This is a genomic window from Streptomyces sp. NPDC023481 (assembly GCF_055560195.1).
Map to the genome: position 1 here is coordinate 158,656 of NZ_JBVHJE010000005.1, position 12,323 is coordinate 170,978.

The following is a 12,323-nucleotide window of genomic DNA, read 5'->3' on the forward strand; positions in this document are numbered from 1 at the left end:
GGCCGGACAGCGCCGACCGGAACACCGGCGCGGGCGGTGAGGTGTCAACCGCGTTGCGCGCGGACGGAGTTGGCAGGTTCGCACCGGTGACCGAGGTGGGCCGCCGCCCGGCTACCGTTGCCCCCCATGACGGCCACCGAGATCGACATCACCGAGGACCTGATCCGGGGTCTGCTGCGCGAGCAGCACCCCGACCTGGCGGACCGCCCCCTGAGGCTCGGCGCGCTCGGCTGGGACAACCAGGTGTGGCGGCTCGGCGACGGCCTCGCCGTCCGGCTGCCCTGGGCGACACGGTCCGCGGACGCGCTGCTGCGCAAGGAACACGCCTGGCTTCCCCTCCTCGCCCCGGGCCTTCCGCTGCCGGTGCCCGTCCCCCGGCGTCTCGGTGAGCCCTCCGCACGGTTCCCCCGGCCGTGGCTCGTCACGACCTGGGTGCCGGGCGAGCCCGCCGACCGCTCCCCCGTCACGCGCGCCGCGGAGGGGGCCGACACCCTCGCCGCGTTCCTGACCGCCCTGCACCGCCCCGCCCCCGACGGGGCGCCCGAGGGCCGGGACCGCGGTGGCCCGCTGGCCGGCACCGCCGAGCACCTCGCCCGCCAACTGGCGTCGGCCGCCGATCTGGGGCTCGTCCGCGACCCGGACGCCGTCCGCGCGGTCTGGGAGGACGCCGCCGCCGCGCCGGACTGGGCGGGCCCGAGGCTGTGGCTGCACGGCGACCTGCATCCGGCCAACGTGCTGACCTCGGACGGCACGTTCTGCGGTGTGATCGACTTCGGCGACCTCTTCGCCGGCGACCCGGCCTTCGACCTCGCCGCCGCATGGATCCTGCTGCCGGACGGTGCCGTCGACCGCTTCCACGCGGCGTACCGGCCGGGCCCGGACCCCGCGACCCTGCGCCGGGCCCGCGGCTGGGCGGTGCTGCGCGCCCTCGCCTGTCTCCACATCGGACACGCCGGCGTCCACGGCCGGCCGGGAGGCAAATCCACGTGGGGGCCGCCCGCCCGGGCCGCGCTGCGGCGGCTCACCGCGACGGCCCGCCGGTGACCGGCAGGTCCGGGACCGGCGGCGGTACGGCGACCCGCCCCGGGTGGGCGGTCAGAGCGCCCAGGCCGGGGTCCAGGTGCCGGTGGTGTCGTGGCCGGACGGGGTGGCGAGGTGGGCGCGGAGGACGGCCAGGGCCGGCTGGGGGTTGTCGCGGTGCCACAGGAGCGAGTGCGGGTAGACGGGCGTCGGGTCGGTCACCGGGATGCGGCGCAGGCCGTGGCCGGCGGGCCACACGAGCCGCGTCTGCTCCCCCATGAACGTGGCCAGGGCCGGGGTGTCGGCGATCGTGTCGAGGAGCGCGTCGGAGCCGAAGTTGGGGCCGGTCGCCTCGATGGTGAGGCCGAACTCGGCGACGAGGTCGTCGTAGTAGGCGGCCCACTCCGTACCGGGGACGATGCCGGGCATCCAGATCCGGTGTCCGGCGAGCCGGGCCAGGGGCACCGACCGGGCGCCCGCCAGCGCGTGGCGGGGGCCGGTGAGGAGCTGGAGCGGCTCGTCGAGCACCCGCACGGACTCGATGTCCTCGGGCAGGGGGTGGCCGGGCGCGGCGACGGCGCGGAAGGACGCGTCGATCTCACCGGAGCGGATCGCGGCCACGGCCGTGTCGGCGTCGAACAGCCACAGCACGTCGATCTCGATCTCGGGGTGTGCGCGGTGGAAGCCGCGCATCAGACCCGATGGCGCGACGCGCGAGGCGATCACGTCGACGCGCAGCGGACGGCGGCCCGTGCGCACGGAGGCGGCCGCGCGCTCGGCGACGCGCAGCAGTTCGCGGGCGTGGGGCAGGAACGCCTGCCCGTCGATGGTCGGCTGGACGCCGCGCGGTGTGCGCGTGAACAGGCGCACCCCCAGGTGGCGCTCCAGCGCGGCGACGCGTTTGGAGACGGCCTGCTGGGTGATCGCCAGCTCGGCGGCCGCCTCCTGGAACCGGCCCGCGTCGGCGGCGGCGACGAAGGTCCGGACGGCGTCGAGGTCCATGCCGACAGCCTACGGCCACAACCATCGGTTGTGGCGGTGGTCTCGGTGGTTGTTTGATCCGCGGGTAGGGCGCTCGGTTGGATGTCTCCGGTTCGCGGATCGGTGGTACGGGCGGGTGGCGGGAGGCGTCGGGTATGAAGAGCGGGCACCGGCTGGGGCGGCGGTTCGGGTGGCTCTGGGCGGCCTACGGGACCAGCGCGCTCGGCACCTGGCTCGCCTTCGGCGCCTTCCCCCTCATCGCCGTCCGGGTGCTGCACTCCGGGCCGGCGGAGGTGGCCGCGCTGTCCGCCGTGGGCGCCGCGGTGGGCGCGGCCGTGGCGGTGCCGCTCGGTCCGTGGGTGGAGTTCCGCCGCAAGCGGCCCGTGCTGATCGCGATGGACCTGGTGCGGTGCGCGGCGCTGCTGACGATCCCCACCGCGTTCGCGCTCGGCGCGCTCACCTTCCTCCAGCTCCTGCTGGTCTCGGTCGTCGTCGCCGCGGCCGACATCACCTTCCGCGCCGCCTCCGGCGCGTACCTGAAGACGCTGCTGCCGGCCGAGGACCTGCTCGTGGCCAACGCCCGGTTCGAGTCCACGGCGTGGTCGACCACGATCGTCGGGCCTCCGCTGGGCGGTGCCGCGATCGGGCTGCTCGGCCCGGTGGCGACCGTGGTGGCCGACGCGGTCAGCTACCTGCTGTCGGCCGTGGGCATCCGCGCGACGGGCGGGCACGAGCCCCGGCCCGAGCGGCGGGAGGCTACGCGCCTGCGGGCCGGGGACCTGCTGGACGGCTGGCGGTACATCCTCGCCGACGCGGCGCTGCGCCCGCTGTTCTTCAACACCGCCCTGTTCAACGGCCTGGTGATGGCCACCCAGCCGCTGCTGACCGTCCTGATGCTCGGGCGGCTCGGCTTCGCACCGTGGCAGTACGGCCTCGCCTTCGCCGCGCCCTCGGTCGGCGGGCTGCTCGGTTCGCGGCTGGCCCGGCCGCTGGTCACCCGGTTCGGGCAGCACCGGGTCCTGGTCGCGTCCGGGGCGCTGCGCGCGCTCTGGCCCGTCGGGCTGGCCTTCCTGGGCCCGGGGGCCGGGGGGCTGCTGCTGGTGATGGGCGTCGAACTCGGGCTGATCTTCTGCTGCGGGGTCTTCAACCCCGTCTACACCACGTTCCGCCTCGAACGCACCGCCGCCGACCGGGTCACCCGCACGCTCTCCGCCTGGCAGGTGACGACCAAAGCCTCGACCGCCCTCCTGACGGCCGTCTGGGGCGTGCTGGGCACCGTGCTCGGCCCGCGCCCGGCCATCGGCCTGGCCGGCCTGCTCCTGCTGGCCACCCCCCTGCTCCTGCCCCGCCGCGCCACCGCGCCCCGGCCCGACCCGGAGCCGGCCCCGAGCCGCACCTGACGCCGGGCGGGTCGCCCGCGGGCGGAAAACCCCGGTCGGTCGGCGCGGGGCGACCCGGACGTCTAGATTGCGTTGTGCACGGCGGGTCTCCCGCCGGGCGTCCCGCCGACGCACCTCCCCGGCGCGACCAGGCACCACCGCATCACGTATCACGCATCACGGCATCTCATCAGGTATCCAGGAGCTGACCCACGTGACCGACAACCCGGCAGCCACCAACGACGTGGCCGTGTCGCTGCGCGCCCGTATCAACACCAGCCAGCCGCACACCGCCCGGATCTGGAACTACTGGCTCGGCGGCAAGGACAACTACGAGGTCGACCGCGCGGCCGGCGACCAGATCCGCCAACTGCACCCGGGCATCGGCGAGTACGCCCGCGCCGACCGGCGCTTCCTCGGCCGCGCCGTGCGTCACCTGGTCCGCGAGGTGGGCATCCGGCAGTTCCTGGACATCGGTACCGGACTGCCCACCGCCGACAACACGCACGAGGTGGCGCAGCGGATCGCGCCGGAGTCCCGGATCGTGTACGTCGACAACGACCCGCTGGTCCTGGCGCACGCGCGGGCCCTGCTGACCAGCACGCCGGAGGGCCGTACCGACTATCTGGACGAGGACCTGCGCAATGTCGACGCGATCCTCGAACACGCGGCGAAGACCCTGGACTTCACGGAGCCGGTGGCGCTGATACTGCTCGGCGTGGTCATCTTCATCGGCGACGAGGAGGACCCGTACGGTCTGGTGCGGCGGTTGACGGACCGGCTGCCGGCCGGCAGCCACCTGGTGCTGTCGCACACCGTCACCAGCCCGTCGATGCCGGACGTGGACGAGGCGGTGAGGTTCTGGAACGAGCACGGCACTCCGAAGCTCACGCAGCGCACGCCCGCGGACGTGGCCCGGTTCTTCGACGGTCTGGAGCTGCTGGAGCCGGGAGTGGTGTCCTGCTCGCGCTGGCGCCCGGAGCACGCGGCCGGTGCCGAGCCGGAGGAGGTCGCCATGTTCGGCGGGGTGGCCCGCAAGAGCTGAACCCGGCAAGGGAGTTCGCCGTCGCCGGTGAACGCCGTGGCCCCGGGCGCCGTATGGAAGTGCGGGCCCTCGACGATCCGAGGGCTCCGCGGTGCCGGTGGGGCCCCGCGCGTTCGGGTTCGGCTTCGGGAGCCATGCATGCGGCACGCACGACGACGGGTCGTCCGGCGAGTGACACGGCTGGCGGCGGTCGGCGGACTCCTCCTGGGGGGCGCGATGGTCGCCCAGGCGGCCATGGCGAGCGAGCCCCCGCCCGCCTCCGCCCGGCCGTTCGCCGCCACCGACGACCCCGGTGCCGCGCTGGTGGCGCGGCTCGGCACGGCCCGTACGGCGGGCAACTGGATCGGCGCGGACGGGCGCCCGGTCGTCGCGGTGACCAACGAGGCGGCGGCGCGGGCGGTGCGGCGGGCCGGGGCCGAGGCGAAGATGGTGCCGCACAGCATGGACGAGCTGAAGTCGGCCACGGCCAGGCTGCGTTCGGCGCCGCGGGTGCCGGGCACGGCATGGGCGGTGGACTACCGGACGAACCAGGTCCTGGTGCAGGCGGACCGCACGGTGTCCGCCGGCGACTGGTCCCGGCTGACCGGGGTCGCCGCGCGCATCGGCGGCTTCGTGCACATGGAGCGGACCAAGGGCACCTTCACCACGCGGCTGAACGGCGCCCAGCCGATCCTGTCGACGGGCGGCCGCTGCTCCGCGGGGTTCAACGTCACCAACGGCCAGTCGGACTTCATCCTCACGGCCGGGCACTGCGGGCCGGCCGGCGCCACCTGGTTCGCCGACAACCAGGGCGACCAGCAGCTCGGCAGGACGGTGAACAGCTCCTTCCCGGGCAGTGACTTCTCGCTCGTGCAGTACACCGCCGGCAAGGCCGGCGCGGGCGCCGACGTCGTCGCGATCGGCGGCGGCAAGGGGGTGCGGATCACGGGGTCCGCCGATCCGACGGTCGGGCAGCGGGTGTTCCGCAGCGGCAGCACCAGCGGTCTGCACGACGGGCAGGTCACCGCGCTGAACGCCACGGTCAACTACCCGGAGGGGACGGTCACCGGGCTGATCCAGACCACGGTGTGCGCCGAACCGGGCGACAGCGGCGGCCCGTTGTTCTCCGAGGGCGTCGCGCTCGGCGTCACCTCGGGCGGCAACGGCGACTGCACGACGGGCGGTACGACGTTCTTCCAGCCGGTGACCAAGGCGCTGACGGCGCTCGGGGTCCAGCTGATCGTGTCGGCGCAGAACACGGGCGGCGCCCCGGGCGGCACCCCCTCCCCCGCGTCGTCGGCGCCCGCGAACCAGCGCGCGGCGGCCCCCGGCACGGCCTCGCCCGGCTCCTCGGCCCCGGTGACGGGCGCCTCGGAGGGCAGCACCCTGCTGGCACGGCTGACGGACACCCGGAACATCGGGCCCGGGCTGCTGGTCATCGCGGGCAGTCTGATCGCGCTGGTCGCGACCCGGTTCATCCGGGCCGAGCAGGACCGCAAGGCGTACCAGCGGTACTACTCGGCGACGTGGGGCTGACGGAAAGGCCCGGGGGGACGACGAGAAGGGCACCCGTGTGCTCACGGGTGCCCGGACGGTTCGGCGTGCTGTGCGCGGGGTCGGTCAGGCCGCCCGGCGCGCCCGCGGGGCCGCGGCGGCCCACTCCATCACGAGCCGCTGGTACTCCGCGCGCTGCTCGGTGGTCAGTGTCCCGCCCGACCGGCGCCACAGGGCCCGGATCTCCTCGTTGACCTCCGCGGCCGATCGCTCGGAGGCGGCTGCAACAGTGGTGGACATGCTGTGAAGCATATGCCGACCGGCGTGAAGGCGCTGTGAGTAAGTACCCGCGATAGGGGCATTTCGGACCGTGTTGCTCATCACGTCAATGTGTCGACCGGAAGCGGCAGTTCATTCCGCGTCCGTTCACCTCCCCCTGCGTCCTGCCGGGCCTCGCGCACGGGCCGGCACGGCAGGGCGGGGGGGTGCGGGCTCAGGTGCCCGGCTTGCGGCCGTAGACGAAGACGTCGTCGCCGGTGCGCAGCAGCGACCAGTACTTCTTGGCGTCCTTCGTGGTCATGTTGACGCAGCCGTGCGAACCCGGCGGGTTCCACATGCTCAGGCCCACGGAGTGGAAGGCCTGGCCGCCGTCGAAGAACTGGCTGTAGGGCATCGACACGTCGTAGATGGTCGAGCGGTGGTCGATGTCCCGCCAGTAGATCTTCTTCAGGCCGGTGCGGGTCTCGAAGCCGTCGCGTCCGGTGCGCACGGGTACCGGTCCGTAGACGAGCCGGTTGCCGTCCTGGATCCAGCTGAGCTGGAGCGTGAGGTTCACGCAGGCGATCCGGCCCTTGTTCACCGGGCACTTGCCGTCCTTGTTCGGCTTGTTCCCGACGGCCTTCTGCTTGTTCATGAGGTCCATCACACCCCAGGTGACGGAACCGGCGTACCCGATGTCGGGCGTGATGCCGTGCCGGGTCTGGAAGGCCTGGATGGCCCTGCAGTCCGCGGCGGACTGCCTGCCGTCGACCGGCCGGCCCAGGAACTTCTCGACCTGCTTCTGGTACGGCCCCGTCCGTGTGGTGCAGCTCGCGGCCTGGGCCGGTGTCGCGGTCAGGGCGAGCGCCAGCGGCGCCACCAGTCCCGTGACGCCCAGCGCGACCACCCCTCGTCTGCGTATGACCCCCATGCGGCCTCGTCCCTTTCCCCTCGTGTCCTGTTCGTTCGCCCGGGCCTCCCCGGTCCTGTCCGGCGCGGTTCCCGCGGTCTCGGACTACTAGACCGGGTCGGGCGGGCGAGGGTTGTCGTTCCGGTCAGGCTGTGACGAAACGGTGAACTTCAGGCCGTACGGCGCTCAGGGCGTCCAGCACTCCCGCAGCAGCCCGACCGCCCGGGTCAGGGTGTCGGGTGTCGCGGTGAACGGCAGGCGCAGATGGCGGGTCAGCGTGGTGCGGTCGGCGGTGAAGCGGGGTCCCGGGGTGATCGCGAGGCCGCGTGCGGCGGCCCTGGCCGCGAGGTCGGCGGCGTCCGGGCCGGCGTCACCCAGGTGCAGCCAGAGGGTCAGCCCGCCCGCCGGGACGGTGTACGTCCATCCGGTGCCGGCGAGCAGCGCGGCGAGGTGGTCGCGCTGGGCGCGCAGCCGGGCGCGCCGGTCGGCGAGCAGGGCGGCCAGCGGTGCGCCGAGGAGTTCGGCGGCGATGAGCTGTTCCAGGGGCGGCGGGGACAGCTGGGCCTGCAGCGGGCTGCGCCGCAGCCGCCGTACGAGGTCCGCGGTGGCCCGGATCCAGCCGACCCGGAGGCCGCTCCACAGGGTCTTGCTCGCGGAGCCGATGTGGACGACCCGAGCGCCGGCGAGGTGGGGCTCGGTGCCGGGCGGTGTTCGCAGGTCCAGGTCGCGCATGGTCTCGTCGGCCAGGACGGTCAGCCGGTGGCGGTCGGCGAGCGCGGCGAGGGCCCGGCGGGCGGCGGGGTCCATGTGGGCGCCGGTCGGGTTGTGGAAGTCGGGGACCAGGTAGGCGAGCCGGGGGCGGTGCCGGCGTACGGCGGCGGTGAGGTGCTCCAGGTCCCAGCCGACCGGGGCGGTCACGGGGACCGGCAGCAGGCGGGCCCGGCGGGCGCGCAGCACGGCGAGGGCGCCCGGATAGGCGGGGTTCTCCACCACCACGGGGGCCCTGGGGTCGGTGTGCAGGTGGTCCAGGAGCAGGGTGAGGGCGGCCTGGGCGCCGGCGGTGACCAGGATCTGCTCGGGGCGGGTGGCGAGGCCGGCGCGGGTGTAGCGGTCCGCGATCAGCTCGCGGAGGCGGGGCAGGCCGGCCGTGGCGACACCGGAGTCGACGAGCAGCGGTGCGCTGCGTTCGACGGCGCGGGCGAGGGCGGCGCGGTAGGCCTCGTGGGGCGCGGCGGTCACCGCGAGGGTGAGGTCCAGGCCGGCGTCGGGGGCGCCGCCCCGGTCCAGGGACCAGGGGGTGGTGCGCTCGGTGAGGCGGTCGGGCAGCCGTACGGCGCTGCCGCTGCCGTGCCGGGTGCGCAGCCAGCCGTCGGCGCGCAGCAGGCCGAGCGCGGTGACCACGGTGCCGCGGCTCAGGCGCAGGGTGCGGGCCAGTTCCCGTTCCGAGGGCAGCCGGGTGCCGGCCGGGAGCCGGCCGTCGACCACGGCGTCGCGCACCGCGGCGGCGAGGGTCCGGGCGAGCGGCCCGGGGCGGTCGCGCCAGTCGCCCAGCGCGGCGACGAATCCTGTGTCCACCGGTCCAGTTTCGTTGATCCAGTTGTGCTGAAGTGGACCAGGTGTCCGGCGCTCGCCGCGGTCTACGCTGCGGCGCATGCACCGTACGCTCGCCGGTGATCTCTCCCGGCTTCCCGACCTGCTGCAGGCCGCCCGCGATCTCGCCGTGCGGGAGGTGGAGGGGCTGGCCGAGCGGCCGGTCGCCGCGCCCGGGCCGCCGTCCGGGCGGGCCCCGCTCCCGGACGCGGGCGCGGGCGGTGACGGGGCGCTCGCCCGGTTCGCCGAGCGGTGGGCGCCCGGCTTCTCCGGCTCCGCGGGCCCGCGCTACCTCGGCTTCGTCACCGGTGGTGCGACACCGGCGGCCGTCGCCGGGGACTGGCTCACCTCTGCGTTCGACCAGAACCTGTCCGGGGCCGGCGGGTCCTGGGCGCAGGAGCTGGAGCGGGAGACGGTGGCGTGGCTGCGCGAGCTGTTCGGGCTGGGCGAGGCGCACAGCGGGGCGTTCGTGACGGGCGCGACCATGTCGAACACGGTCGGTCTGGCGATCGGCCGGGAGTGGGCCGGCGAGCGGCTCGGCGTGGATGTCTCCCGGGAGGGCGCCGCCGCGCTGGGCCCGCTCGACGTGCTCTCCGGCAGCCCGCACTCCAGCGTCACGAAGGCGATGTCGGTGCTGGGCCTGGGCCGGGACCGGCTGCGGCGGGTGCCGCTGCTGCCCGGCAACCGGGAGGCCGTCGACGTCACCGCGCTGGAGGCGGCGCTGGCCGAGCGGGCCGGCCGGCCTGTGATCGTCGTCGCGAACGCGGGCACCGTGAACACCGTCGACTTCGACGATCTGCAGGCGATCGCGGCGCTGAAGGAGCGGTACGACTTCTGGCTGCACGTGGACGCGGCGTTCGGCGCCTTCGCCGCGCTCTCACCGGAGCACGCCGCGCTGGTCGACGGGCTCGACGCGGCCGACTCGGTCTGCGTGGACCTGCACAAGTGGCTGAACGTCCCCTATGACGCGGCCGTCCAGTTCACCCGGCGGCGCGATCTGCAGGTGGCGGTGTTCCACAACGCCTCGCCGTACCTGGGCGGCCCCGAGGGCGAGCCGGAGTTCCTGCATCTGACCCCGGAGAACTCGCGCCGGCTGCGGGCCCTGCCGGCCTGGTTCTCGCTGGTCGCCTACGGGCGGGCCGGGCACCGGGAGATCGTGGAGCGCAGTGTGGCCCTGGCCCGCCGGCTCGGCGCCGGTGTCGACGCGCTGCCGGGCCTGCGCCTGCTGGCCCCGGTCCGGCTCAACGTGGTCTGCTTCACGCTCGCCGCGGACCCGTCGCCGCAGCGGGTGGCGGCGCTGGCCCGGGCGGTCGCGGAGTCCGGGGAGGCGTTCGTGACCCCGACGGTGTACGACGGGGTCCCCGGCCTGCGCGCCGCGTTCAGTAACTGGCGCACCACCGAGTCCGACACCGAACGGGTCCTGCGGGCGCTGGCGGCGGCCTCGGGCTGAGGGAGAACGGGACGTCGTACGCGCCGGGCGCAAGGCCGGTGCCGACGGCGATCAGGAGCGTGGTACGCCTGCCGGTCAGGACGCCGTACGACCGTGTGGAAGCCGGTGCCGACGGCGGTCACGAGCGCCGTACGGCCGTGCGGAAGCCGGTGTTGACGGCTCGGCCACGTCGCAGGCGAACGCCTCGGCGGTGCGGCCCTCCCGGCGGAGCGCGGCAGCGGTCCGCTCGGCCTCCGGCAGGTCCCGGTCGGTGACCAGCACCCGGCCGCCCTCCCCGGCGATGCGCCGGGCGGCGGCCGCGCCGATACCGCGGCCGCCGCCCGTGAGGAGAACTCCGTGTCCTGCGAAGCGCGTCGGATCGGTCATGGGCCGACGGTACGGCCCCCCGGGCCCGGTATCACCGGTGTCCACCGACGTCCGCGGGCTGTGTCCGCGGCTCAGTGGCCGCGGCTGATCCACTCCTCCAGGTGCGGCGCCTCGGCGCCGATGGTGGTGGTGTCCCCGTGGCCGGTGAGGACCTTGGTCTCCGGGGGCAGGGTGAGCAGGCGGTTGCGGATGGAGTCGATGATGGCCGGGAAGTCGGAGTAGGAGCGTCCGGTGGCGCCGGGGCCGCCCTGGAAGAGGGTGTCGCCGGTGAACACGGTGCCGAGGCCGGGGTCGTAGAGGCAGACGGCGCCCGGGGCGTGGCCGGGGGTGTGCAGGACGGTGAGGTCGGCGCCGGCGGCCTCGATCACCTGGCCGTCGAGGAGGTGCCGGTCGGGGTCGCGGTGCGGATGGGTCTGCTTCCACAGCGGCAGGTCGTCGGGGTGCAGCCAGATGGTGGCGCCGGTGAGGTCGGCGAGCGCCGGGGCGGCGTTGACGTGGTCGTTGTGGGCGTGGGTGCACACGATGGCGGTCAGGCGCCGGTCGTCGACCGCGCGGGCGATGGCCTCGGCGTCGTGGGCGGCGTCGATGACGATCACCTCCCGCTCGTCGCCGACGATCCACACGTTGTTCTCCACGTCCCAGGTGCCGCCGTCGAGGCTGAACTGCCCTGTGGTGACGAGGCGTTCGATGCGTACGGTCATCACAGCACCACCACCGAACGCAGCACGTCGCCGTGGTGCATCCGCTCGAAGGCCTGCTCCACCCGGTCGAGTGGGATCGTCTCGGTGACGAACGCGTCGAGCGGCAGGCGGCCCTGCAGATGGAGGTCGATCAGCGTGGGGAAGTCCCGGGTGGGCAGGCAGTCGCCGTACCAGCTCGACTTGAGGGCACCACCGCGGCCGAAGACGTCGAGCAGGGGCAGTTCGAGCTTCATCTCGGGGGTGGGGACGCCGACGAGGACGACGGTTCCGGCGAGGTCGCGGGCGTAGAAGGCCTGCTGGTAGGTCTCCGGGCGGCCGACGGCCTCGATGACGACGTCGGCGCCGAAGCCGCCGGTCAGCTCCCTGATCGCCGCGACCGGGTCCGTCTCCTTGGAGTTGACGGTGTGGGTGGCGCCCAGCGTGCGGGCCTTCTCCAGCTTGCGGTCGTCGATGTCCACCGCGATGATCTTCGCCGCGCCGGCCAGGTTCGATCCGGCGACGGCCGCGCCGCCGACACCGCCGCAGCCGATGACGGCGACCGCGTCGCCCCGGCCGACGTTCCCGGTGTTGAGCGCGGCGCCGATGCCGGCCATCACCCCGCAGCCGAGGAGGCCGGCGACCGCCGGGGAGACGGCCGGGTCGACCTTGGTGCACTGGCCGGCCGCGACGAGCGTCTTCTCCGCGAACGCGCCGATCCCGAGGGCCGGGGACAGCTCCTGGCCGGTGGCGGCGAGGGTCATCTTCTGCCGCGCGTTGCGGGTGTCGAAGCAGTACCAGGGCCGGCCGCGCAGACAGGCCCGGCACTGGCCGCACACCGCACGCCAGTTGAGGATGACGAAGTCGCCCGGGGCGACGTCGGTGACGCCGTCGCCGACCGACTCCACCACGCCGGCGGCCTCGTGGCCGAGCAGGAACGGGAAGTCGTCGGAGATGCCGCCCTGTTTGTAGTGCAGATCGGTGTGACAGACCCCGCAGGCCTGGACGCGTACGACGGCTTCGCCGGGCCCGGGGTCCGGCACCACGATCGTCTCGACCCGTACGGGCTCGTCCCTGCCCGGTGCGATCACGCCGCGTACTTCCTGCGCCATGCTCTGGCCCCTTCCGTCGAATGCCTTCGCCGCCGACCCTACGCGCGCGTGGCGGGAAGCGG

12 protein-coding genes are annotated in these 12,323 nt (G+C 74.5%); 5 read left to right on the forward strand and 7 right to left on the reverse strand.

Annotated features, from left to right (window positions below; translation table 11 throughout):
* Positions 1-126: 126 nt before the first annotated feature.
* Entirely contained in the window at positions 127-1,044 is a 918-nt protein-coding gene (locus ACZ3ZD_RS13050) for an aminoglycoside phosphotransferase family protein (RefSeq protein ID WP_467396082.1), read from the forward strand.
* A 51-nt stretch (positions 1,045-1,095) separates the two neighbouring features.
* Here the strand turns inward: ACZ3ZD_RS13050 and ACZ3ZD_RS13055 are convergent, their stop codons facing one another.
* Complete coding sequence (locus ACZ3ZD_RS13055) at positions 1,096-2,022, reverse strand: LysR family transcriptional regulator (RefSeq protein WP_467396084.1); 927 nt, start codon at positions 2,020-2,022, stop codon at positions 1,096-1,098.
* A 134-nt stretch (positions 2,023-2,156) separates the two neighbouring features.
* On the opposite strand from ACZ3ZD_RS13055, the gene ACZ3ZD_RS13060 reads away from it, so the two are divergent.
* The 3 genes from ACZ3ZD_RS13060 to ACZ3ZD_RS13070 all read left to right on the forward strand — a co-directional run bounded on the left by ACZ3ZD_RS13060 (position 2,157) and on the right by ACZ3ZD_RS13070 (position 5,940).
* On the forward strand, positions 2,157-3,401 hold the full coding sequence (locus ACZ3ZD_RS13060) for an MFS transporter (RefSeq protein ID WP_467396086.1): 1,245 nt from the start codon (positions 2,157-2,159) through the stop codon (positions 3,399-3,401).
* Between the two features lie 193 nt (positions 3,402-3,594).
* Positions 3,595-4,425 (forward strand): SAM-dependent methyltransferase, encoded by an 831-nt coding sequence (locus ACZ3ZD_RS13065; protein WP_467396088.1) that lies wholly within the window; start codon positions 3,595-3,597, stop codon positions 4,423-4,425.
* Positions 4,426-4,563: 138 nt separating this feature from the next.
* Positions 4,564-5,940 (forward strand): S1 family peptidase, encoded by a 1,377-nt coding sequence (locus tag ACZ3ZD_RS13070; protein WP_467396090.1) that lies wholly within the window; start codon positions 4,564-4,566, stop codon positions 5,938-5,940.
* An 84-nt stretch (positions 5,941-6,024) separates the two neighbouring features.
* Here ACZ3ZD_RS13070 and ACZ3ZD_RS13075 read toward each other — a convergent pair whose 3' ends face one another.
* From ACZ3ZD_RS13075 to ACZ3ZD_RS13085, 3 genes are all read right to left on the reverse strand, one after another.
* Positions 6,025-6,210, reverse strand: coding sequence for a hypothetical protein (locus ACZ3ZD_RS13075; protein WP_467396092.1), 186 nt, complete (start codon positions 6,208-6,210; stop codon positions 6,025-6,027).
* Positions 6,211-6,391: 181 nt separating this feature from the next.
* On the reverse strand, positions 6,392-7,087 hold the full coding sequence (locus ACZ3ZD_RS13080) for a L,D-transpeptidase family protein (protein WP_467396094.1): 696 nt from the start codon (positions 7,085-7,087) through the stop codon (positions 6,392-6,394).
* 165 nt (positions 7,088-7,252) lie between these two features.
* Entirely contained in the window at positions 7,253-8,641 is a 1,389-nt protein-coding gene (locus tag ACZ3ZD_RS13085) for an aminotransferase-like domain-containing protein (protein ID WP_467396096.1), read from the reverse strand.
* Between the two features lie 76 nt (positions 8,642-8,717).
* Here ACZ3ZD_RS13085 and ACZ3ZD_RS13090 point away from each other — a divergent pair, with 76 nt between their 5' ends.
* Entirely contained in the window at positions 8,718-10,106 is a 1,389-nt protein-coding gene (locus ACZ3ZD_RS13090) for a pyridoxal phosphate-dependent decarboxylase family protein (protein WP_467396098.1), read from the forward strand.
* 75 nt (positions 10,107-10,181) lie between these two features.
* On the opposite strand, the gene ACZ3ZD_RS13095 is transcribed toward ACZ3ZD_RS13090, so the two are convergent.
* From ACZ3ZD_RS13095 to ACZ3ZD_RS13105, 3 genes are all read right to left on the reverse strand, one after another.
* Complete coding sequence (locus ACZ3ZD_RS13095) at positions 10,182-10,472, reverse strand: SDR family NAD(P)-dependent oxidoreductase (RefSeq protein WP_467396099.1); 291 nt, start codon at positions 10,470-10,472, stop codon at positions 10,182-10,184.
* 71 nt (positions 10,473-10,543) lie between these two features.
* Positions 10,544-11,173, reverse strand: a complete 630-nt coding sequence (locus ACZ3ZD_RS13100) for an MBL fold metallo-hydrolase (protein WP_467396100.1) — start codon at positions 11,171-11,173, stop codon at positions 10,544-10,546.
* Positions 11,173-12,261 carry an S-(hydroxymethyl)mycothiol dehydrogenase gene (locus tag ACZ3ZD_RS13105; RefSeq protein ID WP_467396102.1) on the reverse strand — a complete coding sequence of 363 codons (1,089 nt, stop codon included), beginning with the start codon at positions 12,259-12,261 and terminating at the stop codon, positions 11,173-11,175. Before ACZ3ZD_RS13105 ends, ACZ3ZD_RS13100 begins: the two co-directional genes overlap by 1 nt.
* Between the last annotated feature and the right edge of the window lie 62 nt (positions 12,262-12,323).

Bases quoted from the DNA above. Each gene is read 5' to 3' on its own strand.
- ACZ3ZD_RS13050 (WP_467396082.1), top strand. From the start codon at position 127: ATGACGGCCACCGAGATCGACATCACCGAGGACCTGATCCGGGGTCTG.
- ACZ3ZD_RS13055 (WP_467396084.1), bottom strand. From the start codon at position 2,022: ATGGACCTCGACGCCGTCCGGACCTTCGTCGCCGCCGCCGACGCGGGC.
- ACZ3ZD_RS13060 (WP_467396086.1), top strand. From the start codon at position 2,157: ATGAAGAGCGGGCACCGGCTGGGGCGGCGGTTCGGGTGGCTCTGGGCG.
- ACZ3ZD_RS13070 (WP_467396090.1), top strand. From the start codon at position 4,564: ATGCGGCACGCACGACGACGGGTCGTCCGGCGAGTGACACGGCTGGCG.
- ACZ3ZD_RS13075 (WP_467396092.1), bottom strand. From the start codon at position 6,210: ATGCTTCACAGCATGTCCACCACTGTTGCAGCCGCCTCCGAGCGATCG.
- ACZ3ZD_RS13080 (WP_467396094.1), bottom strand. From the start codon at position 7,087: ATGGGGGTCATACGCAGACGAGGGGTGGTCGCGCTGGGCGTCACGGGA.
- ACZ3ZD_RS13090 (WP_467396098.1), top strand. From the start codon at position 8,718: ATGCACCGTACGCTCGCCGGTGATCTCTCCCGGCTTCCCGACCTGCTG.
- ACZ3ZD_RS13095 (WP_467396099.1), bottom strand. From the start codon at position 10,472: ATGACCGATCCGACGCGCTTCGCAGGACACGGAGTTCTCCTCACGGGC.
- ACZ3ZD_RS13100 (WP_467396100.1), bottom strand. From the start codon at position 11,173: ATGACCGTACGCATCGAACGCCTCGTCACCACAGGGCAGTTCAGCCTC.
- ACZ3ZD_RS13105 (WP_467396102.1), bottom strand. From the start codon at position 12,261: ATGGCGCAGGAAGTACGCGGCGTGATCGCACCGGGCAGGGACGAGCCC.